This is a genomic window from Dermatobacter hominis (genome assembly GCF_020715685.1).
Classification (GTDB): domain Bacteria; phylum Actinomycetota; class Acidimicrobiia; order Acidimicrobiales; family Microtrichaceae; genus Dermatobacter; species Dermatobacter hominis.
This window is the reverse complement of sequence record NZ_CP085840.1, coordinates 862,106-888,867: the sequence shown is the minus strand read 5'-3', so window position 1 is coordinate 888,867 and position 26,762 is coordinate 862,106. Positions and strand designations below refer to the sequence as shown.

Genomic DNA, 26,762 nt, shown 5'->3' with positions numbered 1-26,762 from the left:
ATCACCCCTGCGCACCGGTCCTGAGCTGGCGTTCCCGCCGGTGCCGCCGCACGGTGCCGACCACGTCGCCCACCCCGGCGCCGATCAGCGCGCCGACGACCACGTCGCCCGGGAAGTGCACGCCCGTGTGGATGCGCGACCACGCCACCGCGCCGGCCAGGAAGTGCACCGGGAAGGCGACCCAGGTCAGCTCGCCGCTCATCGCGTTCGCGAACGCGAACGCGGAGGCCGAGTGCCCGGACGGGAACGACGGGGACGTGGGCAGCGGCACCTGGCGGCCCGCAATGACCTCGAAGTGCTCGCGGTCGGGTCGGCGACGGGGGAGGAGCCGCTTGAGCGGCTGGTTGACGAGAAGGCTGGTGAGCCCGATGGCGATGACGCCGTCGATGGCCGCCTGCCGGCCCCGCCGACCGCCGAGGAGCGCCGTGGCACCGGCGATGCCGAACCACAACTTCGAGTTGTCGGCGGCGATCGTGAGCTTCCGGAGCGCGTTGTCGAGCGTCGGGGTCGAGACGCCGGCCACGGCGCCGTAGACCGCCAGGTCCATGGCCTCGAGGTCCTCGACGACCGCCCTCGCCCATTCGACGTCGTGCTCGTCGACGAAAGCCTGGAGCCGGCCGATCAGCCCGGTACTGTCGACGTCGAGGACTTGGGGATCAGGGAAGGAAGGGCCGTCCACCGGCGGCCCGGTCGGCGAGGAGGTCATGGCGAGAGTGTCCCACGCACAACCGCTCGACACACCTGACCCCGCCGACCTCAAGGTCGGCGTCGGCCCCGTGCCGTGGCACGCACGGCTGCTCGCCATCGGGTGCCTCGTCCTCGTGCCGCTCGGCATCGCAGCGATCGTCTACGGGTTCGTGAGCGGGATGCCCGACCTGCTGGTCGGGCTCATCGTGCTCGCCCTGGCCGCAGGATGCGTCTGGCTGGCGCTGGGCCGCCGTCGCGCCGGCCGCGTCCTGTTCCTGGTGCTGGCCCTCGTGCTGCTCGGCGCCTCGATCTGGTCGGTGTACGACACGGGCCGGCAGGTGTTCTGGATGATCCTCGGGATGGTCGTCCTGCTGGCCGGAGGGACGGCGGGTCGGTCGGCCCTGCTCTCGTCGCCCCGCCCGGCCCGCCACCACCTGCATCGGCCCCGGACGCGCCCGCGGAAGCCGGTCCTGTTCGTCAACCCGCACTCGGGTGACGGGACCGCGGAGCGGGTCGGGCTCGTGGCGGCCGCTCGGGCCGCCGGGCTCGAGGTGCACGAGCTGCAGAAGGGCGACGACCTCACCGGCATGGCCCGGAAGGCCGCCGAGGAGGGTGCCGACTGCCTGGGCGCGGCGGGCGGCGACGGGACCCAGGCGCAGGTGGCGCTGGTCTGCATCGACCGGCAGCTGCCGTTCGTGTGCATCCCGGCCGGCACTCGCAACCACTTCGCCCTCGACCTGGGGCTCGACCGGGACGACCCGCTCGGCGGTCTGAGCGCGTTCCGCGACGCCTACACCAAGCGGATCGACGTCGGCGACGTCAACGGCGACATGTTCCTCAACAACGTGTCCATCGGCGCCTACGGCGAGGTGGTGGCCGAGGAGCAGTACCGGGAGAACAAGATCGGCACGGCCCTCGCCAAGCTGCCGTCGCTGATCGGGCCCGAGTCGGAGCCGCTCGACCTGCGCTTCACCGACGGCGACGGCCAGCACCACGACTCGGCGCTCGTGCTGCACGTGTCGAACAACAGCTACGAGCTGACCCCCCGTCCGGGCTTCGGCAGCCGCCCGACCTTGAGCGACGGCAAGCTCGGCATCGTCGCCGTCGTGCATTCGAGCGGCCTGACCGGGCCGCTGAAGGTGCTGCGCTGGGAGGCGCCGACGTTCACGATCGAGTCGGGTGACGAGGTGCTCGGCGGACTCGACGGCGAGGCTCGCTCCTTCCCGGCGCCGGTCGAGTTCCGCATCAAGCCGTCGGTGCTGACGGTGCGGATCCCGCTCGACGCCGTCGGCGTCTCACCGGCAGCGCTGCGGCCCCGCCTGACGCGCAAGACGTTCGATCGCATGGTGGCGCTGGCGGCGGGCAAGCCGCCGCCGGTCTGACGCATTCGCCGGCGGCGCAGCGCACTTCGTGCGCCTGCGAGTGTGGACACCCGGTGCTCCCGTGAGCTCGTGTTCCTGGCCGCCTGCTCCGCCGGCCCCGCCGGCCGAACTTGTACGCACCGGACCCACCACCGGTCGCTCACGTACACGTTCGCCAGCTCCCAGCGAACTTGTACGCCCCGGTCGTCCATCGGGCTCGTGGCGTACAAGTTCGCCGGCGATCGGTCTGTCCGTGACGCCTGACAACGGATTCCGGGTCCTGCGCGGACCGCGCTAGAGTCCTTCGTCGCCCCACCCGCAGGTGGGGTCCACGTCGGAGTGGCGGAATTGGCAGACGCGCTAGCTTGAGGGGCTAGTGCCCTTAGGGGCGTGGGGGTTCAAGTCCCCCCTCCGACACCACGAGATCGTGTGCGGTGACCGCAGGCCCGATGGCCGTCCGAGCACGCCGGATCTCCTCCCGAGGCCCAGCTCTCCAGAGCTGGGCCTTCGTCATGTGCGCAGGAACGAGCGACGCCTCAGAGGTAGTCGTGTTCGAGCAGGTTGCGGACGCAGAACCAGCCGGCGATGGCGGGGATGAAGGTGGAGGCGAGCTGGTAGGCGAGCGACGCGGCGACGGCCGCTTCCTGTGTTGCTCCGGCTGCGGTCATGGCTGCTGCGACGCCGACGGAGCCGACGGCGGTGGATCCGCCCGGGACCGGCACCGAGTCGGCGATCGACGAGACGCCGATGTTCGCCGCGAGCACGGCCCAGAAGTTCACCGGTGGCCCGAACGCGGCGACGCAGAAGTAGAGGACGAGTCCGTAGAGGAGGTTGTTGGCGGTCTGCCCGATGAGGAGCTGCGCCACCTGGCGGGGTGATCGGACCACGTCGGCGAGCGTCGCCCAGGCGCTGCGGACCGGGGCCATGACCTTCTTGCGGATCTTCGGGACGCCGAAGATGACCGCGGTGGCGACCAGCACCGCCACCAGCGCGAGGAGCGCGATCTGGATGACGTTGCTGGTGTCGATGTTGCCGAAGCTGAAGCTGACCGGCGACAGGTAGAGCGCGACGAGGAACACCGACACGGTGGAGATCGCGTCGGCGGCCCCTTGGACGACGCCGCCGGCGGTCGCGGCCGACGCGAGGTCGACGCCTTGCTTCTGCAGGTAGCGGATCTCGGAGGCGAGTCCGCCGATGGCGGGGACGGCGAGGTTGGTGAACGACAGCGACAGCTGGAGCTCGGCGGTGCGCAGGTAGGGGACGCGTTGACGGACCGAACCGATGAGCGAGAGGCCGGACGCGAAGTTGGTGGAGAACGAGACGGCGAGCGCGACGGCGAGCAGCCACCACTCGGCACCCTTGAGCGTCTCGACCATCTCCTCGGGGTCGCCGACCATGGACAGGAGGGCGGCGACGCCCAGGAAGGTGCCGACGACCATGGCGATCGTCTGCCAGCTGAGCCGGTGGACCTGTTCGAGCTGCGGCTCCTCGATCCCCAGCGCGGCGGCGGTCGCGGTGCGCAGCGCGGTGAGCGACTCGGTCTGCGCCTTCCTCGCCGCCCGGCCGTGCGCCCTCATCGAGGCGGGCAGCACCGCGGTCTGGATCATCGGCAGCGCCGGGGTGAGCCCGGTGGGACCGAGCCCGGCGAGCGCGCACCTCACGGCGCGCTCGGGACCGACCCGGTCGGCGGTGGCGACGAGGAGGGTGGCGGTGTCGCTCGCCCCGAACGCCTCGGTGGGCTCGTGGGCGCCCGGCGCCGTCGCCGTTCGGACGGGGACGTCGACGCCGTAGGCGTGCGAGAAGCCTCGCAGCGCCGGTCCGTCGGTGGTGAACACGACGTTCGTCGGCGACAGCGAACCGTGGGTGATTCGTGCGCCGTGGAGCTTCGCCACCTGGTTCCACAGGTCGGTCAGGCGTGCGTCGGTCAGCCGGTCGTCGCCGACCTCGTCCAAGGTCTGACCGGTGACGGGCCGCTCCACGTACACCGCTGCGCCCGGCCCCGTGATCCCGGTGACCACGAGCTCGGGGACGCGCACCCCGGCCCGCTCCGCGCCGAGGACGCAGTAGCCCTCGTGCTCGACCTCCTCGATCCGCGTCCGGTACAGCCGCTGGCCGCCGGACTTGTAGAGGAACCCGTTCCACATCTTGGCGAGCACCTGCGCGTCGGCTGCGTCCCGACCGAGCACCCGCACCGCCAGCGGCCCGTGGTCGTCGGTCGCCGTCATCAGCGTGGCCCCCGACGGTTGCGTGGGCGCCAGCGCGACGTCTCGGGCGTCGATGCCCAGGTCGTGCAGACCCCGTGTCATCTGGGCGATCGACGGCCGGCCCCCCGGCGAGCCGAACGCGAGGTGCACCGCAGCGGCGATGCCCCACCCCAAGACGATGGCGGCGATCGCCGCGTTGGGGAGGCCGACCCCGAGGTACATCGCGCCGATCGCCGTGGTCACGACCAGCGTGAAGCCGATCCGTCTCGACGGCCGGGCCAGGTACGGCGACGCCGCGGCGACGATCGCCACGATCACCGCGAGGCGCGTCATCGGGAACGACGGCGAGGAGTCGCCGATGCGAACCGTGACCGTCAGCGCGTCGCTCACCGACGAACCCGACACGAGCGCCCCGATGGCCCGGGCGATGATCCACGCCAGCGCGCCGGCGATCGTCAGGTCCCTGGCGAGGCGCCACCGCCTCGCCACGACCGCAGCGAACACCACCACCAGGAGCGCCCACAGGCTGCCGAGGGCGTACAGGACGCGGAAGAACGACTTCAGACCGTCGGGCAGGTGGTTGAGGAGCGTGAACAGGTCCTTCTCGAACGACGAGAGGTCGCCGTGGCGGGGGATCGCGACGGCCAGGAAGACGATCGCCACCACGACCCGGATCCAGTCGCTGGTGCGCCGACGGTACGGGTGCTCGTCCGCCGGCCCGAACGACATCGTCCTCAGACGGCTCCACACCGATGGCGCAGCGGCAGCGTCCCCTGTCGTGACCGGCTCGTCCTCGATCGTGTCGGTCATCGGCGATCCACTCCGTGACGGAGCCCGATCCGCAGCGATCGGCTCCGCAGGTCCCGCTCCAGTGCCATCACCATCCCACACGGCGCCGGAAGGACCACGCTCCAGGCCGCACCGGCGCCGATGCTCAGAAGGCGATCCAGCGCCGCACGGCAGCGCGGGCGTTGCGGTTGCGAGCACCGATGAGACGCAGCTCGACCAGTCGCTGCTGGACGAGGGTGGCGTAGGTGCCGGCGAGCTCGTCGGCCGGTCGAGGGACCCCGTCGCCCTCGGCGACGAGATCCCGGACGACGGCCTCGACGTGGCGCGCCGCGAGTGGCGGGCCGGACGCCGCCGATCGGTCGCGCGTGGACTGGATCAGGCGGCGCGCCAGCCGGTCGGTCGGGGGTTGCGCCCCGGTCCGGCGCCAGGCCTCGGCGAGGTGGTCGAACAGGCGGGTCCAGTCGTCGTGGCCGAGCAGCGGGAAGGTGCGGTCCACCCGGTGCAGCGCCCGCGCGGCCGCTGGGACCGCTGCCTCCGCCTCGTCCGCGGTCCCCGGACCGGCCGTCCCCTGGCCGGTCGTCCCGTGACGGGTCGTCTGGTCGCTCTCGGCGTGTCCGCCGACGTCGCCGTCGGGAACGTCGCCGTCGTGCTCATCGGCGCCCGCGTCGTCGGCGGCGTCGTCCTCGGGAACCGGGTCCGCCGGGAGGATGTAGGCGTTCCGGCCGGTCGTGATCTCCGCCGCAGGGACCGCCGAGCTCAGGAAGCGCTTGAAGGTGCCGAACCCGAACCAGTCGTCGGTGATCTCCGCCCCGTGGTCGCGCTGGAGCTCCCAGGCGAGCGCGGCGAGGTCCACCGGTCGGTCGAGCGCCCTCCACCGCGTGCCGAGGTAGGCCGCGGCGTCAGCCGCCTGCGCAGCCCGCCGGCCGGGCCCCTCGGTCTCCGTCGTCAGCGGGAGCGGCGCACTGGTGACCGCAGCTTCGTCGAGTCGGTCGAGCTCGTCGCGCAGGTCCTCGGCGATGTCGTCGAGCGTCGAGAGGAGGTCGGCCATGCGCCGACTGAGGACCTCGACGAGTGGTGGCAGCTCGCCGTCCTTCTTGTACGTGTCCTCGTGCGTGAGCTCGCCCCACCCGTCCTGGAGGAGGGTCCGGACCTGCAGCTCGCAGCTCACCGGTTGACGAGACCCGCCCACGTCGACGGCGAGACCGAGGTTCACGTGCCATCCCCGGTAGCCCGACGGCCGCGGCCGGTCCAGGTAGTCCCGTTCGCTGTCGGGAGCGAGCCAGAGCCGCGCCCGGCCGTCGTCGGCCACCGGCAGCGCGTCGAGCACCTCGCGAGCCACGTCGATGTCGCGGCGGTTCGTGCAGGTGAGCCGGATCCCCACGAGGTCGTCGATCACATCGGGGATGTCGTCGACGACGTCGATGCGGTCGACGTAGCGGCGATGGCTCAGCTTCCGCCACGCCCTGGGCTTGGACTTCACCCGGCCGACAGGGCCACGGATGCGGGCCAGGTCACGCTCCGAGAGCGCATCACGGAGCAGGCCGCCCACGACCGCCTCCACCTCGACCAGCGCCGGATCGAGCACCTCGACCCGGTACGAGTCGTACCAACGGCCGAACCCCGCGTAGTCGAAGGAGAGCCCCGCCCCGGGTGCGTCGTCGGGTCGCTCGATCACCGGCCGACCCTATCCGTGCCGGCGAGACCGACCGGATGCCGTGCCCGCGACGCGCCCGGACCCACGCAGCCCGGGTCGATCGCCGCAGCCGGGCGTGGGACCATGGTGGATCCAGCGGTCACGGGGGAGGCGAGCGGGTGCACGAGACGGCTCACGACGCGGCGGCGACGGCCCGATGACGACGGCCACGAGGTCGCAGTACCCGATGCGGCTGGGCTTCGCGCCCGCGACGATCGCGGTCGCCGATCCCGACCATCCGGGCCTGCGCCGCGCCGGCCCGCGCGCCGCGGCGCCGTACGGGCTCGAGCGCGTGGAGACCCACGTCTGTCCGGCCACGGACGGTGCAGCCGACACGTCGGTCCGGCCCGACCTCGCGACGTGCGGCTTCGACGTGGTCGACCTCTCGGCGCTGGACCAGATGCAGGCGGTGCTCGGCGAGATCCGCCGTTCGGGTCGCATCGGCGAGGAGCAGGCGGCGACCATCCGCTCGTCGCTCGACGGCGCGGTCCTCGACGCCGATGGCGCAGGACCGATGAGGGTCCAGTACCTGGCGGAGGAAGGACTCATCATGCGCACCGCCGGCCCGAACGGGCGCTCGGTGGTCGGGCCCCGCTCGACGGGGATGAACGACCACGGCGGTGCGACGTCGGTCCACGCCGACCAGGACGTGTACGGCACGCCGATGGCCCAGCTGCTGGACGGCCGGGCCCCGACGACGTTCGTCCACGACTCGCCCGACGGGCACCACCACGACGGGCGGCTGTTCCTGGCCAACCTGTGGATCCCGCTGCAGCAGGCGGTGCGCCCGCTGGTGCTGGCGGACGGGCGCAGCATCGACCGTCGCCGGGACCAGCTCCGCTACGGCCTGGCGACCGATTCGTTCCTCGAGCGGGACGACGAGCAGGTCATCAACGACATCTGGACGTTCCTCCACCACGACGACCAGCGCTGGTACTTCCGCTCCGACATGGACCATCGCTCCGCCTACGTGTTCAACACGCTGAGCACGGCGCACGGAGCCGGCATCCTCCCCGGCGAAGACCTCGCAGAGTGGTGTTACCAGGCGCTGGAGGCGGCGGAGGAGGCAGCGGCACGGGGCGACGCCGCCGGCGTGGCCGCCGCCGTGTCCGGGCCCGACCGTCCCGGGGAGCCCGAGGTCACGACGCCGGCGTTGCGCGGGGCGATCGGCGAGCTGCTGGAAGTGCTCGACGAGGCCGCCGCCGACCCGGCGGGAACGTGCGGCGAGCGATCGGACGAGTGGATCGAGCGGTCGAAGGTCGCTCGATCGGGCGTGGTGCGGATGTCGATCGAGATGCGCATGGTGGTCTCGATCGAGGACGCCTGATCGCCTGCCCCCGCGGCACGGTCCCGTGACCAGACCGGCGTGGCGCTCGGCGCCCGGCCGGTCCATCCCCACCTCGCCTCGTGGGTAGGAGGTCACCCATGAGCACCATCGACGACGACGTCCGCACGCGCCTCGAGCAGGAGAAGGTCGTCTGGCTGACGACGACCACGAAGGGCGGCGCGCCGGTGCCGAACCCGGTCTGGTTCCTCGTGGAGGGCGACGACATCGTGATCCACTCCGATCCCTCGAGCCGCAGGATCGGCAACATCGAGCGCCAGCCCGAGGTGTCGGTCCACATCAACAGCGACCGCGACGGCGGCGACTTCTACGTGCTGAACGGCACCGCAGCGCTCCGCCACGAGCACCACCCGAGCAAGGTCCCCGGCTTCCTCGACAAGTACCACGACGACATCGTCGGACCGCTGGGCACGACGGTCGAGGCGCTCGACGCCCAGTACGACACCGAGATCCGGGTCTCGGTGCGCTCGGTCCGGGGTGTCTGAGCCCGGTCGCGCCGGCGCGAGCCGCCACCATCCCGCCGTCGGGGCGCGGCACCGGCTTGGCTGGTCGCCGTGAGCGCCGCCGTCCCGCCCGACGTGCAGGCCTACCTCGACGGCATCGCGCCGGAGCACCGGCCGATGTGGGACCGGGTCGAGGGGCTCGTCCGGTCGATCCACCCCGAGGTGGAGCTGCGCATCACCTACGACATGCCCACCTTCGTCGTCGGCGACCGCCGGCTCCCCGTCGGCGTCTGGAAGCACGGGCTCTCGCTGTACGGGCTGCACGGGTCCAACGACGCCGGCTTCATCGCCCGTCACCCGGACCTGTCATCGGGTCGCGGCACCGTGAAGCTGCCGACGGCGCGCGCCGACGAGTTCACCGACGACGAGCTGCGCGAGACGTTGACGGCGGTCCTCGGCCCGTAGCGGCGCGCCGTGTGCGCGCACGGCGACACCAGCGACCACCCCGTTGCCGCAGCGTCGGACATCGACGCCCGTGCTCATCACCTCGTGGCGCGCGGCTTCGCAGGTCGCCGGAAGTCGAGCTCGTCGAAGGAGGGGAGCACGGCGTCGCGTCGCGCCGCTTCGCGCTGCAGCCTCGGGCGGAGCCGACGGCCGGCCCGCATCATCGAGACGGCCGCCCCGAGCTTGCTCGTCGGCACGCCGAAGTCGGCCAGCGCCCGGTCCACGACCATGCGGACCCCGGCACCTCCGACGACCACCCGACCGGCCAGACCGATGTTCTCCTGGCCGTCGAACACCTCGGCGTGCGAGTGGAACGAGGCGAACGCCGGGCCGTCGACGACCTCGATGCCCGTGGGCGCCACCAGCTCGTAGCCGTCGGGCGTCTCGGCGACCTCGACGGCCCGCCACGGTTGGGGCCAGCCGTCCGGCGACATCGTCGTGATGACCGGCGCCCCGAGCCGCTCGATCGCACCGGCCCGCCGGGCGCGCCAATCGACGACCTTCGACGACCAGGCGCCGGACGACGTGCCGTGAGGCGCAGGATCGGACGGCGGCGCCGTCGTGCCGGCGGGGGCGCGCCACTCCTGCGGTGCGGTCTGCAGATCGCCGCCGTCCCACCACAGGACCCGCACGGGGGTGACCTCGACCCACATGCGCGTCCAGTACCAACCCATGCGGCGGAGCTGCCACGTGGGGATCCCGGCGAACTGCTCCGGGAAGCGGTCGGCCGCCGCCTGGAGGTAGCGGCTCGAGGTGTGGCGCAGGTCGGCGTCGCGCACGGTCGCCAGGCCCTGCACCAGCACGGTCGGGGCGTCGGTGATGCCGGAGCCGACCGGGAACGAGAACGAGAGCGACACCCTGGGGTCGCGTCGCGCCCGTTCGGCCTTGAGCGGGTAGGTCAGACCGGTGGCGACGTCGATCGTGGAGCGGTCCGCACCGGCGTACGGGGTCACGGGCCACGTCACCGGTGCCCCGGCGCGGGTCACCGACGCGTACTCGGTGGTGACGAAGCGCTCGATGTGCTCGAGGACGGTCGGCCAGTCGAGCGTCGTCGTGGGAGCCGACGACATCACGCCACCTCCCGGACCGGCCCGGCGACCCGCCGGTAGCGACGGGTCCAGGAGAGGCGCAGGAGCGCCCGCATGATCGCCGGCACCGCCTCGTCGGCCAGGGCCAGGACGCGCGGGCCGGCCTCGTCGAGCACCCACGGCACCTCGAACGCGATCTGCCGGAGCGAGGATCCCTTGCGCATCTGCTGCTCCAGCGCCTCGTACTCCTCCGCCGTGTAGGTCCGGGCCAGCAGCGGGAACGCCAGCGACTCCTCGCGCCGGAGGTGGTCGAGGAGCAGCGAACGGAACGCGGCGGCAGCGTCGGTCGCCCCGCGACGGACCTCGTCGGCCTCGGGCCGGGCCGCCATCGCCGCGAGGGCGGTGTCGACCGCGCTCATCGCCAGATCCAGCGCGTCGTGGTCGACGTGCAGCGGGGCCTGGGCGGCGGCGAACTCCGGTGCCCGCGCTTCGAGAGCGGGCCAGACGAGCTCGTCCTCCCGGTGGTGGTGGTGGACGATGACGTCGGCGTAGCGCTGCCACCAGGCCCGGAGCGCGAGGACCGCCGGCTGCTCCGGCGCCACGTCGCGGATGGCGCGCTCCAGGCGCGCGGCGTCGCGGCGCATCGCATCGTGCATGGCGGCGAAGAGGACGAGGAAGTCCGGGAGCGCCTGCCGGTCGAGGGACCAGTCCTCCTGTGCAGGCAACGGTGTGGTGGTGATCGTCATCTCGCCCTCCCTGTGGCTGTCGACACCGGATCGCCGGCGTCGAATCGAGATAGTATGCTCTATCGGATAGAGCGCACTGTATGAAAAGGGGTCCGACATGTCAACGCCATCCTCGGCATCGAGGAGCACCTCGGACGGTCCCCCTCCGCGTCGCTACGACGGCAGCGGCCGACGAGCCGACGCCGAGGAGCGGCGGCGGCGCGTCGTCGAGGTCGCCCGGCGCCTCTTCCTCGAGCAGGGGTACGGGTCGACGTCGATCGCCGAGATCGCCCGCGAGGCCGGCGTGTCGGGCCCGCTCGTCTACGCGGCGTTCGACTCGAAGGCCGGCATCCTCTCCCGCGTCGCCGATGTCGCCGTCGCAGGGTCCGACGACGACGACGGTCTGATCCGCGAGCGCGAGGAGTTCGCCCGGATCTTCGATCCCGACCTGTCGCCGCGCGAGCGCATCGAGGCCGGCATGCGAGGGGCGCGGAAGGTCCACGAGCGCAGCGCCGACGTCCTGCAGCTGGTGGACTCCGTCGCGGGCACCGACGCGAGCGTGCAGGCGCTGAGCGAGAAGCTGCATGCGGGTGCCTACGAGGACGGCCTGATGTTCACGCGGATGCTGCAGGCTGCCGGCGTCCGCCCCGACGTCCCGGAGGACGAGCTGGCCACCGCGATCGTGACCCTCACCGACGCCCGCGCCTACGCCCGGCTGGTCCACGAGCGCGGATGGACCCCCGATCGCTTCGAGACCTGGGCCATCACGACGCTGTGCTGGATGCTCCTCGACGAGAGCTGAGCCGACGGCCAGCGAACACACGGCCGGCCGCTCGGGAGGGATGATGGTGGAGGCCGCCGACGTTGTCCCCCACGGCGGCGGTCGGCCGCCATCTCCAAGGAGGAACGATGACCACCGAACGAGCGATCCTCGCCAACGGCTGCTTCTGGGGGTCACAGGAGCTGCTGCGGAACCTGCCCGGGGTGATCTCGACCCGCACCGGCTACTCGGGCGATCCGAACACGCCGAACGCCACGTACCGCCGTCACGGCGACCACGCCGAGTCGGTCGAGGTCATCTTCGACCCCGAGGTCCTGAGCTACCGGCGCCTGCTGGAGTTCTTCTTCCAGATCCACGACCCGACGACGCTCGACCGCCAGGGCAACGACATCGGTCGGAGCTACCGGTCGGCGATCTTCTTCACGAACGACGAGCAGAAGCAGGTCGCCATCGACACGATCGCCGACGTCGAGCGGTCCGGTCGCTGGCCCGGCACGATCGTCACCGAGGTCGAGCCGGCGGGTGACTTCTGGGAGGCCGAGCCGGAGCACCAGGACTACCTGCAGAAGTACCCGCACGGCTACACCTGCCACTGGGTGCGTCCGGACTGGACGCTGACCGCGAGCTGACCGCTCCTCAGAGGCCGGCCGGGTGGCCGGGCGCGTCCTGACGCCCTGCGTCGGGGACGTGCTCGGGCGCCCGGAGCCGGCACCACACCGTCTTGCCGTCGGCGGTGCTGTCGATCCACCAGCCGTCGGCCAGGTCGTCCACGATCCGCATGCCCAGGCCGCCGGGAGCGTCCGACCGCGGTCGGATCTGCGGTGGTTGGTGGCTGCAGTCGCTCACCCCGATGAGTGCGGCGTCGTCATCGATGCACACGTGGACGTCGGTGAGCTCGCACCGTCCGTGGCGCACCGCGTTGGACACGAGCTCGCTGACGACCAGGATCGCCTCGTCCCGGGCGCCGGCGTGCGAGGAGCCGGACAGCAGTGCTGCGACGACGTCCCGGGCTCGAGAGGGCGCTCGTTCATCGCAGGTCAACGTCGTGACCGTCTCCGCCATGTGCGCTCCTCCAGTCACTGCTCACTACCCGCGAGCGGGGCGCGCCGAACCCGGACGGGAGGGGGTTCGGACGTGACCGGCCGAGCGGGCGGCGGCGCGCGGCCTCAGGGCCGAGGCGCGAGATGGGGCGGCCCGTCGATGTCGAGGCGGTCCGGGCCGGGGCCGCGCCACTCGAGGATCACCACCGTGGCGTCGTCCTGGAGCTCGCCCTCCTGGTGGTCCAGGATCGAGCGCAGCAGTCGCCGCAGCGTCTCCGGCGGGGGCGCGCCGGCGCCGCTGGCACGGACGATGAGGTCGGCGAGCCGTGCGTCGCCGAGGAACTGACCGCCCTCGCGGCGGGCCTCGGTTACGCCGTCGCTGAACAGGATCACCCGGTCGTCCGGCTCGAGGGTCTCGTGTGCCGGCTCCCACGGGCCCGACCGCAACCCGAGCGGCGGTCGGTTCACCACGTTCCTCAGCTCCTTGACGATCCGACCGTTGCGGAGGAGCAGCGGTCGAGGATGGCCGGCGACGCAGTAGCGGAGTTCGCCGGAGGAGATGTCGAGCTCGGCGACGACGCCGGTGACGAAGGAGCTGTCGGTGTACTGGGCGGCGATCGCGGCGTCGATCGCCTCGACCGTGGCCTCCAGCGGCATGTCGAGCCGGCGGCAGTTCCGGTAGGTGGCGAGGACGAGCGTGGCGAGGAGACCCGACGAGAGCCCGTGGCCCAGCGCGTCGAAGATCGCGAGCCGGGCCGTGTGGGCGTCGACGGCGTAGTCGAACGCGTCGCCACCAAGGTCGTAGGGCGGTGCGAACGCGGCGGCGATCACGAGCTCGTTGTTGGCGAAGGTCAGCGGCGGCAGCAGCTGCCAGAGCAGCTCGGCGGCGGCGGACAGCGGGCGGGTCCGCCTGACCTTCTCGAAGAGGTCGCCGTAGTTCGCCTTGGTCACCACCAGCTCGGCGACCAGGCCGCCGAACGCCGTGAGGGCGGTGATCGGAGGCGCGATCTGCCCTGCGGGGAGGACGACCTCGAGCACGCCCAGCCGCTCGGTGCCGTCGAGGACCGGGATCCAGGCGCTGACCCGACCGTCGACCGGATCGGACCGCTCGATCTCGATGCGCTGGAAGCAGCGCCCCGCCAACGTGGCATCGATGTCGACCGGGTCCCTGGTCGATCCGGCCGGGTTGGGCACGGGTCGCAGCGTCTGCTGCTCGAGGTCGGCGAGGTACAGGCCGACGTCGAGCGCGCCGAGCAGCACGCCGTGGCGGACGAGGAGCGCCGGCACGTCGTCCGGGACCGCGAGGTGCGAACCGTCGATCAGCGCCTCCAGGAGGCCACGGTGGGGCTCGGTGCCGGCCGCCGCTCCCTCTTCGGGTGGCGCCCCGTTCCGTCGGCCCGGGGCGTCGGTGGGTGTCGGGTCGGCCGCCGCCGGCGGACCGTCGCCCGGCGGCGCGCTCATGCGCTGGCGCGTCGGCGAGGGATGAAGGTCGCCGCCATGTCGTCGAAGAACGCTGCGTTCACGACCGAGCGCCAGCGGGCCCCGGTCACCATCCTGGAGGCCCAGTCGGGCTCGGTCGCCAACGGGGCGATGACGTGGGCGACCCAGTCCTTGCCGTGCCTGGGGTCGGCGTCGGCGTGCTCGGCGTAGAACTCCTCAGCGTCCGCGCCGAGCCCGAGCCGGCGCATCGCCGTGACGACCCGGCGGCACCGCGGTCCCGCCTGCAGCTCGAGGAGCCCGAGCGCCCCGACCAGCTCCGGCTGCAGGGCCCGGTTGGTCGCCAGGACGTTGCCGAGCGCGGTGCGGCGCAGCGCGCTCGACGGCTGCTGGGCGCGGGGCAAGGTCGGCAGCGCGAGGGCGGCGACGAGGGCGCGGTGCAGCTCCGTGTGGACGCGTGCGGGGTCGCCCCGGCCCATCTCGTCCCAGTAGTTGCGGGCGAGCTCCATCTTGGGCTCGCCCCTGAGGCCCACCTGGCAGATCGCGACGAGGTCGTCGAAGTTGGCGTCGGGACCGCCCTCGACGGCGAGGAAGGCGACGAGCTCGTCCTCCGACGCGTCGTCGGCGACCCAGTCGTACACCGCCGGCACCAGGCCCTCCCGGCCGAGACGCCGGATGGCGGCGACCGCATCGGGGCCCTCCGGGCCGGGGGCGGGGAGCGAGGCGAGGAGCTCCGCCTCCAGGTGCGCCTTCAGCCCTGCGACGACGGGGTGGTGCTGCCATCGCACCGCCGGCCCGACCTCGTCGACCGGGCCGAGGTGCAGGTCGTGGATCCGGGCGAGGGTGAGGAGGCCGTCGCGCTCGTCGGCGCGGGTGGCCCCGGCCAGCCCCGAGAGGTCGTCGCCCCCGAGCCGCAGCGCCATCTCGAACCGGGGGTGCAGCCGACGATCCATCGGGGCCGCTCTACCCGGCGCGCCGGGGCCGATCACCGCAGTCCCCCGATCGGGCGAGTCGAGGTGCCCCGAGGCACCACTCCGTCGCACGGCTCCACGACGCGGGACGCCCGTCGCCGTGCCGGACCCGCCGGTCCGTCAGGCCGCCGGCGGCGCCCCGGAGACGGGATCGCTCTCGGGGTAGATGCTGCGGGTCTCGGTCCGCCGGTTCCGGTGGTCGACCCAGTCGCTCAGGTACGCCTTGGGCAGGATCTTGATGATCGCGAGGGTGAGGTACAGCACCGTGTTGATGGCGACGAAGGCGCTCAGCACGGCGAACCACCTCGTGTGCATGAGGCCCTCCGGGAGCAGGAGGCCGGCGAGCACGGCGGCGCTCACGACGACACCCCCGCAGCCGCGCCGACGTCGGATCTGCCCTCGCCCTGCGGCGATGGCCCGGAGGCGGTCCCGTGCGCGACGTGGCCCCACGTCGCGGTGCGGGCGAACGTGATGTCGAGGATCCCCTTCACGTACACCAGGTCCAGGTACATGTCGTAGAGCAGCTCGGGGACCAGCAGCGCCGCGAGCAGGCGGGCCCGCCAGCCGCCCTTCCACGCGCTGATCACGCGGTCGACCACGAAGATGCTCCCGACCCCCAGCCAGAACGGGAACCACACCCAGCGGTCCGTGGACACGGCGGTCACGCCGATCAGGAGCCAGAACGCGCTCAGCGCGATGACCGAGTACCCGATGCCGAGCTGCTGCGCCCAGTACCGCAGCATGGTCGGCGTGGGGCCGTAGGCCCCGAGGTTCTCGAGGGCGCCGCGCTGCCAGCGGAGGCGCTGCGTCCAGAGGTTCCGCCAGGTCGGCATCAGCTCGGTGACGACCCGGCAGCCGTCGGGGGAGGCCATGAGGCCGCCCAGCGACTTGATCGCGAGCGTCAGCTCGTTGTCCTCGGTGAGCGCCGCGGTGTCGTACACGTCGCCGTTGACCCCCGGGAGGATCGTCCCGCGGCTCGCCGCGACGGTCCGCAGCGCACGGGAGCGGAACATCGACGCCGTGCCGGTGAGCACGAAGACCCGACCGCGCCGGCGCTTGATCTCACGCGAGTAGCGCACGTACTCGTTGCGCTGCAGCTGGCCGATGAGCCCGTGGCCCTCCTCGCCGTAGAACAGGCCGCCGATCGCCATGAGCGCCCGGTCGCCGGTGAAGCGCTGGATGCCGGCCTCGAGGAACCCGGGGTCCAGGACGGTGTCGGCGTCCATGCACATGACCACGTCGTTGTCGCCCATCTCGCCCAGCAGCCCTCGCAGCGCCTGGTTGAGGGCGCCGGCCTTCTTCTCGGTGTTGCCGACGGTGGCGAACACCTCGGCGCCGTGGGCGCGGGCGATCGCGGCGGTGTCGTCGGTGCAGTTGTCGGCGACGACGATGACCCGGTCCGGCGCCGGCTCCTGGGCGGCGAGCGATGTGAGGGTCGCGCCGATCGACGCCGCCTCGTCGTGGGCCGGGATGAGCACGGTGACCGTGACCGGTCCCGCGAAGACGCCTCGGGTCTCGGCCATCACGAGCCGAGGGGCGAGCAGCTTGGTCTCGGCGTCGGTGGACCGGCGGGACCGGTCCAGGACGACCCGCTCGACGACCGCGGCGGCGGCGGCGAACAGCAGCCCCAGGCCGATCGCGCCCAGCACGAGGGTGATGGCCGGGACCTGTGGGTCGTAGGTGAACTCCCAGCGCCCGAAGAACGAGGCGGTCCGCGGGGCCTCCTCCACGTCGGAGACCCGGGCGGAGGCGAGGAGCCAGAGGACGAGGGCGGCGCCGATGCAGATCGTGGCGATCAGCACGCCGACGTAGCGGGCGAGTCGTCCGGCGCGCCGGACCTCGGCCGTCGCGCCAGCGACCGCGGTCGGTGCAGCGAGCTCGGTCGGGGCAGGGACGCTCGCGGGGACGCGCTCGGAGGTGGTCGGATCGATCGCTGCGGCGCGGTCGACCACGGGGAGCGGTGCGCCCTTCGGCGGTCCCGGGGTCGACGTCGGCTCGCGGCGGGGGAGCCGATCGGAGATCGGTCGGGGCGCGGTCTGCTTCACCCCCGTGGGATCGGCCGGTCCGCCCTCGCGCCTGACAATTCCGAGGGCGACGGGTGTCACCCCGTGGGAACCGGGTTGATCGGACGGCGGACGGGGGACGAGGGGACCGGCGGCGCTACCGTCCTGCCGTGCGCCTGCCGTCCCTCCGCGATCTGGTCCCGTCCCGTGCCGTCGACGCCGTGACGGTCCGGGTCCTGCACCCGGCGCTGCACGCCACGGCGACCGCCGCCGTCGCGGTGGCGAGGGAGGCGCTGCGCTGGGCCTACGTCGGCCAGGTCGACGGCGACCGGATGGGCTTCCGCTCGTTCGGCGAGCGGTCGATGGTGCAGCAGCCGTACGCGACGCTCGTCGGGCTCGGCCACGTCGAGATCGGCTCCGACACGCTGCTCGCAGCGGGCGTGTGCCTCGCCGCCGTGCCCGAGTCGCCCGATCGCTCGGACGGGGCACCGATCATCCGGATCGGCGACCGGGTGTGGTCGGCGCCAGGGCTGTCGATCGTGGCCCACCGCTCGGTCGAGGTCGGCGACGACGTGTGGTTCGGTCCTCGCGTCTACATCACCGACGCCGGGCACGATCCGTCGGACCCGTCGGTCCCGATCGGCCACCGGATGGAGCCGGCCGAGCCGGTGCGCATCGGCGACGGGTCCTGGCTCGGTGCCGGCGTCGTCGTGCTCCCCGGGGTGACGATCGGCGAGCACGTCACCGTGGGGGCCGGTTCGGTCGTGTGCGACGACCTGCCCTCGCACGCCGTGGCGGTGGGATCACCGGCCCGCGTCGTCCGGCGCGTGGACGACGGCGCCCTGTCGGTCGTCGACGGCGGAGCGTCGCGGACGGTCAGCCGCCGAAGCTGACGACCTGCTGGAACGTCGGCCGGTTCTGCCAGCGCATCGACTGCAGGTTGAAGACGTAGGGGATGAACCGGATGCGCTCGCCGACGGCGAGCCGCGGCCAGGGGCCGGCCGAGTCGGCGGCGGCGCCCAGCACCGCCCACAGCTCGGTGCGGCAGCGGTCCACGTCGCCACCACCGCACCGTGGACCGTCGGCGTCGCCCTGCCCGGTCGTCGTGGCGGTGATCCCGTCGAGCGCAGCGGAGTACCAGCCGTAGCCGTAGGCCCCGCCCGTCTGCGACGGCGGGTTGTCGAGGACCTTCGGCCGCCGATCGGGGCTCGTGGTGAACGACCGGAGGTCGGGGCCGACGGCGACGCCGACCAGCGCCTCCCACGCGACGTCGAGCACCGCCACGGCGTGGTCGTCGTACCAGCCGTCGTCGTCGCGATCACGGCGATGGGCGCCCGCGGCGACCCAGGTCGCCAGCTCGTCGCGCACCTGGTCGAGTCGGTCCGACGGGGCCGGCTCGGCGTCCAGCAGGTCGAGGACCGCCGGGAGGACCCGTGCGCCGCGCACGTCGACCGTCGCGGCGTCCTGGACCGCCCGGACCACGTCCGCGGGCGTGGCGTCGTGGAGCGCGGCGGCGCGGCGATCGAGCAGGTCGACGCGCTGCACCGCTCCCGAGCTCCAGTCGCTGTCGGGCTCGCGCCAACCGGGGGCCACGTGGTTGTTCCAGCTCACGGCGAAGCCGGAGGAGGGGTCGACCACCTGTGGTTGGCGGCGCCAGTCGAGCCGCCCCTTCCACTCCCACTCGCCGGTGCCCCACGACGGGAGGTCGGGATCGACCCCCGACGCCCGGATCGGGTACCAGCCGCTGTGGAACGTCGCGACGTCGTGCGCGTCGACGTAGACCCAGTTGAAGCTCATCGGGACGTCCGACATCGCCCGTGCGAAGTCGTCCGCCGAGTCGACGAGGCCCTGGTTGAGCGCCCAGAAGGCCGGCGCCGCGTGTCCGGTCTGGAAGCGGCTCAGGCGCTCCCGGGCGATCGCGACGGGACGGCCGTCGACCGTCGTGCGCCCGACCACCGGCCCGTGCACGGTCCGCCACGCCGTCATCTCACCCGCGTCTGGCCGGGTCATCGAACGGCACTCGCCTTGGAAGACGTAGTGAAGCGAGTCGGGGCGGGGGGCCGAGCCGTCGGGCTCGCAGAGCAGCTCCATGCGCTGGTCGGACATGTCGGAGCCGCCGGCCGTCGCGGTCCAGGCGGCGTCGCGGTTGCGGCCGATCACGACCCACGGGCCGAGCCCCGGGAAGGTGATCCCGCGGGCGTCGTAGCCCCCGCCCCGCAGCTCCATCTCGAACAGCAGCTGGGGGGCGAAGTAGGAGGACTGGGGGCCCCCGACGAGGATCGGGTGGCCCGAGGCCGTGCGCGCCCCGGTCAGCGCCATGTAGTTCGACATCGACGGCGTGGCCGCGGGTTCGGCGACCGCAACGGGCTGGTCGGGCAGCGCCACCGCCGCCGGGTCGATCGCCGCGGTGTCGGTCGTGGGCCCGCCGTCCGCGGTCGCGAAGACCGGGTACGGGAAGGTCGCCCCGACGTGGGCGGTGGCCGCGGGGTCGTCGGCGTGGCGCAACCGTTCGAACGCCGACCGTCCCCGCTCGTCGCCGAGCTGCGCCCGGAGGGCGGCGAGCGCCCGGGCGTTGCCGACCTCGTCGCCGCCGCCCGACCCGAAGATGTCGTCGACGGCGGCGCCGACCGCGATCACGTCCGCCCGGGTCCAGTGCCGCCACTGCAGTCCGAGCTCGAGGAGCTCGGGCGGGAAGGTGTGGCGGTCGAGCCAGGCGTTGATGCCGTCGACGAACGCGTCGATCGACGACAGGATCTTCGGGCCCTCCGGTCCGGCGGCGGCGACGGCCCGGTCGAGGCCGTCGAGCAGCTCCTCGTCGGTGTAGGCGAGCTGGGGGAGCGTGCCCACCTGCTGGATGCCCTTGACGATGTCGTCCGACCCGCCCATCTCGATCGTGCCGGCGCGTCCCAGCAGGCGCCCCGCCTCGGCGACGAGGAGCCGCGCGTCGGCGACGGCCCAGCCCGCACCCCAGGCGACCTCCTCGGCCGTGTCGCCCTCGACGCGGGGGACGCCCCACCGGTCCCACGCGATCGTGACGCCGGCCGCCGGCGTCTCCGTGCGCACCGGGGTCGAGGTGCCCAGGCCGGCGTCCTTGAAGTACGGCGCGAGGGTGGCGTCGTCGAGCGTGCCGTCGGCGACCGCGTCGTCGATCCGGTCGTAGCGCTCGCGCTGGTCGTCGAGGTGGGCGGCGGTCGGTCCTCCGATGCCACCGTTGCCGGGGGGCATGACCGACAGCGAGATCAGCGCCGGGTCGCCCGTCGGCGGCGGCGCGACCGGCGTGCCGCCCTCGGGGCCCCGCGTCGGGGCCGGCGGTCCGACGGTGCAGGCGGCGACCAGCCCGGCGACCAGCACGACCGCGACTGCGCCGAGCGCGGCGCGCCCTCGTCCCGATCTCCGTCGCACACCCGCCGGTGCTCGCATCTGGTGCCCTCCCGCCGCCCCCAGCGACGGGCCTCAGGGTACCGATGGTCCACCCGCATGTCCCGAGGGAGTCGCCGTGCCGGCGCGTTCAGCGGGTTCTCGTGACGATCGTGCGTCACAGACCCCACTCCGTGGCGTCAGAAACGGGATGGGGTGGGCCGTAGGCATCGATCAGGATCGAAGAAGCTCCCCCGATCGGCCTCGTCGTACGTTCCTCGCACCCCGACCGACGAGGAGCGAACCCCATGAAGACGATGACCTGCCAGCAGCTCGGCGGCCCGTGCGACCACGCCCACCACGGCGAGAGCGCGGACGACGTCATCCACCTGCAGGACCAGCACCTGAAGGATGCCGTCGCCGCCGGCGACGACGCCCACGGCCCCGCGCTCAAGGACATGAAGAGCCGCTGGCGTCGGCCCGTCTCGGGGCTCAAGTGGTACAACCAGGCCAAGAAGGACTTCGCGGCGCTGCCCGAGGGCTGAGCCGCCGGCGGACGGCGGTCCCGGCTGCGGTCGTCGATGCCCGTGGCCGGGGCGACGTCCGGCCCCGCGCGATGCTGGACCGGGTGGATCCGGTCATCCTCCTCGTCGCTGACGCCGACGCCGAACCGCTGGAGCGGGAGTTCGCCCGCTACCAGCGCGACTACGACGTCCGGCTGATCCGCTCGGCGGACGCCGTCGCCGATGTCATCCACGAGGTGTCGGCGACCGGTGACCACCTGGCGATGGTCGTCACCGACACCTCGGTGTTCGTCGACGACCGGTCGACCGACGAGGACTACCAGCGCCTGCTCCACACGCTGCACCGCTGGCGCCAGACCTGCCCGACGTTCCGGTCGCTGGTCGTGTCGCCGTTCGAGCGGTTCCTGACCGACAGCGAGCAGCTCCGGCACGGACAGGCCAAGGGCAAGTTCGACGCCCTGCTGCTGACGCCCCGCGGCGCACGCGACGAGGAGTTCCACACCGCGGTGACGGAGCTGCTGTCCGACTGGGGGTCGACGGTCGCCGACCCCGAGGTCGAGGCGGTCCGGATCGTCGGCGACCCCCACGACTCCCTCACGGTCGACCTGCGCGACCTCCTGGTCCGGATGGGCATGCCCCACCGGGTCCACGAGCCCGACTCCGACGTCGGCCGGGAGATCATCGCCTCGTACGGGGGTGAGCCCACGCTGCCGCTGGTCGACGTGCTGACGAAGGGCGTCATCGCCGTGCACTCGACGAGGGAGCTCGCCGCGGCCTTCTACGGCCGGCCCGACGAGATCCCCGAGGACACCGTGTACGACCTGTGCATCGTCGGTGCGGGCCCGTCGGGGCTCGCCGCCGCGGTGTACGGCGCGTCGGAGGGCCTGTCGACCGTGGTGCTCGAGTCCGAGGCCATCGGCGGCCAGGCCGGGACGAGCTCGATGATCCGCAACTACCTGGGCTTCCCGCGGGGCATCTCCGGCATGCGCCTGGCGCAGCGGGCCCGGCTCCAGGCGACTCGCTTCGGCACGCGGTTCATCACCGGCTGGGACGTCGCCGGCCTCACCCCCTGCGAGGAGGGCGTGCCCCACCTCGTGCACACCGACGGCGGCGACGTGCGGGCCCGGGCCGTCGTGATCGCCACCGGCGCCGCGTACCGGAAGCTCGGCGTGCCCGGCATCGAGGCGTTGACCGGTCGGGGCGTCTTCTACGGCAGCGCCATGACCGCGGCGCGGGAGATGGAGGGGCTCGACGTCGTGGTCGTCGGCGGCGGCAACTCCGCCGGGCAGGCCGCGCTGCACCTCGCCCGCTTCGCCAAGAGCGTGACGATCTGCGTGCGGCGCGACGGCCTGGACGACACGATGTCCCGCTACCTCATCGACGAGATCGAGTACAACGAGCGCATCCAGGTGAGCCCGTGCTGCGAGGTCGTCGACGGCGGCGGCGCCGCCCAGCTCGAGTGGATCGAGCTGCGGGACACGAAGACGGGCGAGACGCACCGCCGGAACTGCGAGGGCCTGTTCCTGCTGATCGGCGCCGACCCCCGGTGCGAGTGGCTGCCGCCGGCGGTGGACCTCGACGAGCGGGGGTTCGTGCTCACCGGCCGGGACGTGCCGCCGGAGGCCTGGACCGACGGGCTCCCGCCGGCGAGCCTGGCGACGTCGGCTCTGGGGATCTTCGCCGTGGGCGACGTCCGCTCCGGGTCGATGAAACGGGTGGCGGCGGCGAGCGGCGAGGGGTCCTCGGTGGTCCCGCTCGTCCACGCCTTCCTCGGCACCCTCTGACCGGCTGCGGTCCGCACGTCGGTCGGGGCGCCTCCGCGCCCGGGGTCGGACGCCGCCGTGAGGCCTCGCGAGCGCCCACTTCACCGGACGCGGCGGAGCGGGGCCGCCCGGCACCCCGGTGGGGTGTCGGTCGACCCGTGCGCCGCGCCGCGTCCGAGACCGTCAGCGGGAGTCGCGATCGCCCATCTCGCGGTCCACCCGGTCGTACGAGGCGACCTTCGCCAGGCCACGGCTGATCAGGTAGCCCACGACGACGAAGGTGACGAAGCGCCACCCGTCGACGCGGTCGAACGAGTCGCTGTCGGCGTAGGTGGCGACGAGGATCCCCGCGATCGCCACGAGCATGACCCAGAACTCCGTCGTCTTGAACGACGGTCGGGTCTCCCGGACGTCCCTGACCGTGTGGGTCTGCCTCGTCGAAGCGCTGTTGCCGTCGGAGACCCTGTCTGCCGGCGTCGATGCCGGCGGGTACTGCTGCGGGTACTGCTGTGTCGTCATGTCCCACCTCCTTTGGTGTGCGCGCCGTCTACCCCTCGACGGGGCGGCCAGAAGAAGCGGCTCGATCTGCGCCGGGGCCGGCTCGACGGGCCGGTCGCGCCGCCCACGTCCCGGCGGATGGGACGAACGCTCCGATCGGGGGGTGGACGCCCGGATCCGGGCCCGGGCGCGGTCCGAGCGGGTGCGAGCATGTCCCGATGGCGACCGCCGTGGTCTCGCCGTGACGAGGAGGGCGAGGATCCGATGACCGACCTGGACGTCTGGACCGCGATGGCGACGGCCCGCGCGATCCGCCGCTACACCGACGAGCCGGTCGACGACGCCACGCTCGGCCGCTGCCTCGAGGCGGCCACGTGGGCGCCGTCCGGCGGCAACTGGCAGTCGTGGCGGTTCGTCGTGCTGCGCTCGCCCGAGCAGCGGGAGGTCGTCGCCCGGGCGGCGGCGATCTCGCTCGAGATCATCGAGCCGCTCTACTCCATGTCACGTCCTGATCCGGACGACGGCAGCCGGATCGCCCGCTCGCACCGGGCGACCTACGAGTTCCACGACCGGGCCGGCGAGTTCACGTCGGTGCTGTTCACGACCAAGCACTACGACAGCGCGTCGGAGCTGCTGCTCGGCGGGTCGGTGTACCCGGCCATGCAGAACTTCCTGCTCGCGGCCCGGGCCCAGGGCCTCGGCGCCTGCCTCACGAGCTGGGCCTCCTACGGCGAGGACCTGATGCGGTCGTCGATCGGCGTGCCCGACGACTGGTTGATGGCCGGCCACGTCGTCGTCGGCTGGCCGCGCGGCCACCACGGCCCGCTGCGCCGCCGTCCGGTCGGCGACGTGACCTACCTCGACCGGTGGGGGGAGCCGGCCACGCCGATCGTCGGACCGGCGAGCTGACGCGTCATCGACCCGCCGGGCCGCCCCGGGTCGAGTCGAGGCGGGCGATGCGGTCGTCGGAACGGCTCGTGTCGAACTCGCCGCCGCGGGACCGGAGCTCGCCGAGCAGGCCGATCAGCCGGTCGCGCTCGGCCTCGGACAGGGCGAGGGGCCGGTAGACGCCCTCGTTCAGCTCCTCGGTCGCCTTCCGCTCGACCGCGCGCCCGTGGTCGGTGATCTCGGCCAGGGTCGTGCGGGCGTCGGACTCGTGGGGGACGCGGCGGACGAGCCCGTCGGCGACGAGCCGGTCGATGAGGTTGGTCACGGTGGCCGGCGGGATCCGCAGCACCTCGCTGATCCAGCTGAGCGCCAGCGCCGATCGCGGCTCGGCGGCCAACCACGCGAGGACCTCGTAGCGGGCGAACGTGAGGCCGTGATCCTTCATCACCTCGTTCACCTGGTGCATCAGCATCTGCTGGGAGCGCAGGATCGCGGTGAACACGGCGTTGCCCGACGCGGCGGGGCCGTCCCAGCGCTCGACCCACACCCGGCGCGAGGCCTCGACGACGTCGTAGGGGGACGGCCGGTACGCCATGGCGGCCCAGGCTACGGGTCCGTGGGCGGCGTCCGGGGCCGCATGATCTCGGCCATCCGCTGCACCGGGATGCCGACCGAGGTGCCGCCGTCGACGGGCAGCACGGTGCCGGTCACCTGCCGGGCCCGGTCCGACGCGAGGTAGAGCGCGGCCTGGGCCGCGTCCTCGGGGGTGCCGTGGCTGGCGAGCGGTTGGGTCACCTCGATCGTCCGGCCCATGTCGAAGCCGGCGTTGATCGCGGTGGCGATGTTGGCGGGCGCGACGACGTTGGCCCGGATCCCGTGCTCGGCCACCTCGAGCGCCAGGCAGCGGGTGAAGTGGATGACCCCGGCCTTGGCGACGCGGTACGACATGACGCCGGCGCCCGGGGTGATCCCGGCGAGCGACGCGGTGTTGACGATGGCGCCGCCGGTGCCCTGTTCGACCATCCGGCGGGCGGCGGCCTGGCTCCCGAGCATCACCCCGAGCAGCGACACGCCGATCACCTGGTCGAAGTCGGCGAGCGTGTCCTTGAGGAACCGGCGGGGCACGCCCGACACGCCGGCGTTGTTGTACATGACGTGCAGGCCGCCGAAGCGCTGGACGGCCCGGTCGACGGCCGCCTCGATCGAGTCCCGGTCGCCCACGTCGGTGCGGACGAACGCAGCCGCGTCGCCGAGCCCGTCGGCCAGGGCGGTGCCGGCGTCCTCGTCCAGGTCGGCGATCACCACGCCGGCGCCCTCGGCGACGAACAGCTCGACGGTCGCCCTCCCGATCCCGTTGGCGCCGCCGGTGACGATCGCGACCTTGCCGTCGAGCTCACCCACGTTCAGCTGCCCGCCGGGGCGAACTCGAGGTGGAGCTGGGACAGGCCTCGCAACATGTAGGTGGGAACGTACCGGTAGCGGCGGTCGCCGGCGGGGCCGTGGTGCTCCTCGGAGATGCGGATGTCGTCGAGGCGGTCGAGCATGCACTCCACCGTGATGCGGCCCTCGGCCCGGGCGAGCGCAGCGCCGATGCAGAAGTGGACGCCGTGGCCGAAGGCCATGTGCTCCCGGGCGTCGGGGCGATCGGGGCGGAACTCGTTCGGGCACTCGAACTTGGTCTCGTCGCGGTTGGCGGCGCCGTTGATCACCATGACCGTGGACCCGGCGGGGATCGTCACGCCGCCGACCTCGGTGGTGCGCTTTGCGAGGCGGAAGTCGCCCTTGATGGGGCTCTCGAACCGCAGGGCCTCCTCGATGAAGTTGGGGATGGCGTCGGGCTCGGCGCGGAGCCGGGCCTGGAGCTCCGGGTCTTCGGCCAGCTTCTGCAGCGAGTAGGTGAGCAGCCGGACGGTGGTCTCCTGCCCGGCGGCGAACAGGTTCGAGGCGAGCAGCATCACGTCGGTGACGGTGGGGGTCGAGCCGTCGGAGAACGTGGCCTGTGCGATCCGGGTCAGCACGTCGTCGCGTGGGTTCGCCCGGCGGTCCTCGATGTAGGTGCGGAAGGTCTCGTACAGGAACTCGAGGGGGGAGTGGTCGACGCCGGCCTTGCCGCTCGTCGACGGCGCGGCGAGCTGGTCGCGGAAGCGACCGCGGTCCTCCTCGGGCACGCCGAGCAGGTCGGCGATCACCAGCATCGCCATGGGCGACGCGAAGTCACCGACGAACTCGCAGGCCCCCGATGCGGCGAACCCGTCGATCAGCTCGTTCGAGATCCGGCCCATCGCCTCCTCGTTCTCCTGGAGGCGGCGGGGCGTGAACAGCCGCATCAGCAGGCTGCGGTGCTCGGTGTGCCTGGGCGGGTCGAACGAGGGCAGCTGGTCCGTGAAGGGCAGGGCGCCGCGGTGCTCCTCGATCAGCTCGGTGAGGTCGTCGCCCTCGAGCGGCACGGGGAACTTCCCGAACGGGCCGATCACGGAGTTCACCGACGAGAACGTGCCGGGGTCGTGGTAGACGGCGAGCGCCTCGTCGTAGCCCGTGACCATGTAGACGCCCTCGTGCGGCTCCTGGTGCACCGGGCACTCGGCGCGCAGCGCGTCCCAGTACGGGTAGGGGTCGCGGATCAGGCGGCCGGACCGGAAGTAGTCCGCATCGGCCGGCGCCGCGCCCTCGCCCGCTGCCCCGGTGGTCGCGTCGGTCGTGTTCGTGTCGGTCATCGTCGGT

The 26,762-nt window shown here is 72.9% G+C and carries 25 protein-coding genes and 1 tRNA gene; 11 read left to right on the top strand and 15 right to left on the bottom strand.

Annotated elements, in window-relative coordinates; all coding sequences use genetic code 11:
* Position 1: 1 nt before the first annotated feature.
* The gene (locus tag LH044_RS04185; protein WP_227758546.1) at positions 2 to 706 is read right to left on the bottom strand and encodes a phosphatase PAP2 family protein; all 705 of its coding nucleotides are present in this window, start codon (positions 704 to 706) and stop codon (positions 2 to 4) included.
* Between LH044_RS04185 and LH044_RS04180 the strand changes: the two genes are divergently transcribed.
* Together LH044_RS04180 and LH044_RS04175 are read left to right on the top strand one after the other, a co-directional pair.
* Entirely contained in the window at positions 705 to 2,069 is a 1,365-nt protein-coding gene (locus tag LH044_RS04180) for a diacylglycerol/lipid kinase family protein (protein WP_227758545.1), read from the top strand. The two genes, LH044_RS04185 and LH044_RS04180, sit on opposite strands and share 2 nt — an antisense overlap.
* Before the next feature lie 312 nt (positions 2,070 to 2,381).
* Positions 2,382 to 2,468: transfer RNA gene (locus tag LH044_RS04175), tRNA-Leu, on the top strand.
* Between the two features lie 116 nt (positions 2,469 to 2,584).
* Here LH044_RS04175 and LH044_RS04170 read toward each other — a convergent pair.
* Positions 2,585 to 5,062 carry a lysylphosphatidylglycerol synthase transmembrane domain-containing protein gene (locus LH044_RS04170; protein WP_227758544.1) on the bottom strand — a complete coding sequence of 826 codons (2,478 nt, stop codon included), beginning with the start codon at positions 5,060 to 5,062 and terminating at the stop codon, positions 2,585 to 2,587.
* Positions 5,063 to 5,186: 124 nt separating this feature from the next.
* A complete protein-coding gene (locus tag LH044_RS04165; RefSeq protein WP_227758543.1) occupies positions 5,187 to 6,716 on the bottom strand; it encodes a GTP pyrophosphokinase in 1,530 nt (509 codons plus the stop codon).
* A gap of 175 nt (positions 6,717 to 6,891) precedes the next feature.
* Between LH044_RS04165 and LH044_RS04160 the strand changes: the two genes are divergently transcribed.
* The 3 genes from LH044_RS04160 to LH044_RS04150 all read left to right on the top strand — a co-directional run bounded on the left by LH044_RS04160 (position 6,892) and on the right by LH044_RS04150 (position 8,987).
* The gene (locus LH044_RS04160; protein ID WP_227758542.1) at positions 6,892 to 8,061 is read left to right on the top strand and encodes a hypothetical protein; all 1,170 of its coding nucleotides are present in this window, start codon (positions 6,892 to 6,894) and stop codon (positions 8,059 to 8,061) included.
* A gap of 98 nt (positions 8,062 to 8,159) precedes the next feature.
* Positions 8,160 to 8,564 carry a pyridoxamine 5'-phosphate oxidase family protein gene (locus LH044_RS04155; protein ID WP_227758541.1) on the top strand — a complete coding sequence of 135 codons (405 nt, stop codon included), beginning with the start codon at positions 8,160 to 8,162 and terminating at the stop codon, positions 8,562 to 8,564.
* A gap of 69 nt (positions 8,565 to 8,633) precedes the next feature.
* Entirely contained in the window at positions 8,634 to 8,987 is a 354-nt protein-coding gene (locus LH044_RS04150; protein WP_227758540.1) for a hypothetical protein, read from the top strand.
* A 77-nt stretch (positions 8,988 to 9,064) separates the two neighbouring features.
* Here the strand turns inward: LH044_RS04150 and LH044_RS04145 are convergent, their stop codons facing one another.
* Positions 9,065 to 10,096, bottom strand: coding sequence for a pyridoxamine 5'-phosphate oxidase family protein (locus LH044_RS04145; RefSeq protein ID WP_227758539.1), 1,032 nt, complete (start codon positions 10,094 to 10,096; stop codon positions 9,065 to 9,067).
* Complete coding sequence (locus tag LH044_RS04140; RefSeq protein ID WP_227758538.1) at positions 10,096 to 10,800, bottom strand: hemerythrin domain-containing protein; 705 nt, start codon at positions 10,798 to 10,800, stop codon at positions 10,096 to 10,098. The genes LH044_RS04145 and LH044_RS04140 overlap by 1 nt, the downstream gene beginning before the upstream one ends.
* A gap of 97 nt (positions 10,801 to 10,897) precedes the next feature.
* Between LH044_RS04140 and LH044_RS04135 the strand changes: the two genes are divergently transcribed.
* Entirely contained in the window at positions 10,898 to 11,581 is a 684-nt protein-coding gene (locus tag LH044_RS04135; protein ID WP_227758537.1) for a TetR/AcrR family transcriptional regulator, read from the top strand.
* A gap of 107 nt (positions 11,582 to 11,688) precedes the next feature.
* A complete protein-coding gene (gene msrA, locus LH044_RS04130) occupies positions 11,689 to 12,189 on the top strand; it encodes a peptide-methionine (S)-S-oxide reductase MsrA (RefSeq protein ID WP_227758536.1) in 501 nt (166 codons plus the stop codon).
* Positions 12,190 to 12,196: 7 nt separating this feature from the next.
* Here the strand turns inward: msrA and LH044_RS04125 are convergent, their stop codons facing one another.
* From LH044_RS04125 to LH044_RS04105, 5 genes are all read right to left on the bottom strand, one after another.
* Positions 12,197 to 12,622 carry an ATP-binding protein gene (locus tag LH044_RS04125; RefSeq protein WP_227758535.1) on the bottom strand — a complete coding sequence of 142 codons (426 nt, stop codon included), beginning with the start codon at positions 12,620 to 12,622 and terminating at the stop codon, positions 12,197 to 12,199.
* Between the two features lie 104 nt (positions 12,623 to 12,726).
* The gene (locus LH044_RS04120) at positions 12,727 to 14,061 is read right to left on the bottom strand and encodes a PP2C family protein-serine/threonine phosphatase (protein ID WP_227758534.1); all 1,335 of its coding nucleotides are present in this window, start codon (positions 14,059 to 14,061) and stop codon (positions 12,727 to 12,729) included.
* On the bottom strand, positions 14,058 to 14,990 hold the full coding sequence (locus tag LH044_RS04115; protein ID WP_227758533.1) for an iron-containing redox enzyme family protein: 933 nt from the start codon (positions 14,988 to 14,990) through the stop codon (positions 14,058 to 14,060). Before LH044_RS04115 ends, LH044_RS04120 begins: the two co-directional genes overlap by 4 nt.
* A 138-nt stretch (positions 14,991 to 15,128) precedes the next feature.
* The gene (locus LH044_RS04110) at positions 15,129 to 15,368 is read right to left on the bottom strand and encodes a hypothetical protein (protein WP_227758532.1); all 240 of its coding nucleotides are present in this window, start codon (positions 15,366 to 15,368) and stop codon (positions 15,129 to 15,131) included.
* Positions 15,365 to 17,053: a glycosyltransferase family 2 protein gene (locus LH044_RS04105; RefSeq protein WP_227758531.1), complete on the bottom strand. Its 1,689-nt coding sequence runs from the start codon at positions 17,051 to 17,053 to the stop codon at positions 15,365 to 15,367. The genes LH044_RS04110 and LH044_RS04105 overlap by 4 nt, the downstream gene beginning before the upstream one ends.
* 128 nt (positions 17,054 to 17,181) lie before the next feature.
* Here LH044_RS04105 and LH044_RS04100 point away from each other — a divergent pair, with 128 nt between their 5' ends.
* On the top strand, positions 17,182 to 17,904 hold the full coding sequence (locus LH044_RS04100; protein WP_227758530.1) for an acyltransferase: 723 nt from the start codon (positions 17,182 to 17,184) through the stop codon (positions 17,902 to 17,904).
* Here the strand turns inward: LH044_RS04100 and LH044_RS04095 are convergent.
* On the bottom strand, positions 17,888 to 20,413 hold the full coding sequence (locus LH044_RS04095; protein ID WP_227758529.1) for a penicillin acylase family protein: 2,526 nt from the start codon (positions 20,411 to 20,413) through the stop codon (positions 17,888 to 17,890). The two genes, LH044_RS04100 and LH044_RS04095, sit on opposite strands and share 17 nt — an antisense overlap.
* Before the next feature lie 263 nt (positions 20,414 to 20,676).
* Between LH044_RS04095 and LH044_RS04090 the strand changes: the two genes are divergently transcribed.
* Both LH044_RS04090 and LH044_RS04085 read left to right on the top strand, forming a co-directional pair.
* Positions 20,677 to 20,913: a hypothetical protein gene (locus LH044_RS04090; protein WP_227758528.1), complete on the top strand. Its 237-nt coding sequence runs from the start codon at positions 20,677 to 20,679 to the stop codon at positions 20,911 to 20,913.
* A gap of 71 nt (positions 20,914 to 20,984) precedes the next feature.
* On the top strand, positions 20,985 to 22,676 hold the full coding sequence (locus LH044_RS04085) for an NAD(P)/FAD-dependent oxidoreductase (RefSeq protein ID WP_374210534.1): 1,692 nt from the start codon (positions 20,985 to 20,987) through the stop codon (positions 22,674 to 22,676).
* A gap of 162 nt (positions 22,677 to 22,838) precedes the next feature.
* Here the strand turns inward: LH044_RS04085 and LH044_RS04080 are convergent, their stop codons facing one another.
* A complete protein-coding gene (locus LH044_RS04080) occupies positions 22,839 to 23,174 on the bottom strand; it encodes a hypothetical protein (protein ID WP_227758526.1) in 336 nt (111 codons plus the stop codon).
* A 243-nt stretch (positions 23,175 to 23,417) separates the two neighbouring features.
* On the opposite strand from LH044_RS04080, the gene LH044_RS04075 reads away from it, so the two are divergent.
* The gene (locus LH044_RS04075) at positions 23,418 to 24,062 is read left to right on the top strand and encodes a nitroreductase family protein (RefSeq protein ID WP_227758525.1); all 645 of its coding nucleotides are present in this window, start codon (positions 23,418 to 23,420) and stop codon (positions 24,060 to 24,062) included.
* A gap of 4 nt (positions 24,063 to 24,066) precedes the next feature.
* Here LH044_RS04075 and LH044_RS04070 read toward each other — a convergent pair whose 3' ends face one another.
* From LH044_RS04070 to LH044_RS04060, 3 genes are read right to left on the bottom strand one after another with little or no spacing between them, the layout of a single operon-like run.
* Positions 24,067 to 24,636: a MarR family winged helix-turn-helix transcriptional regulator gene (locus LH044_RS04070; protein WP_227758524.1), complete on the bottom strand. Its 570-nt coding sequence runs from the start codon at positions 24,634 to 24,636 to the stop codon at positions 24,067 to 24,069.
* A gap of 11 nt (positions 24,637 to 24,647) precedes the next feature.
* On the bottom strand, positions 24,648 to 25,442 hold the full coding sequence (locus LH044_RS04065) for an SDR family NAD(P)-dependent oxidoreductase (RefSeq protein WP_227758523.1): 795 nt from the start codon (positions 25,440 to 25,442) through the stop codon (positions 24,648 to 24,650).
* A 2-nt stretch (positions 25,443 to 25,444) separates the two neighbouring features.
* Positions 25,445 to 26,755 (bottom strand): cytochrome P450, encoded by a 1,311-nt coding sequence (locus LH044_RS04060; RefSeq protein WP_227758522.1) that lies wholly within the window; start codon positions 26,753 to 26,755, stop codon positions 25,445 to 25,447.
* Positions 26,756 to 26,762 lie beyond the last annotated feature (7 nt).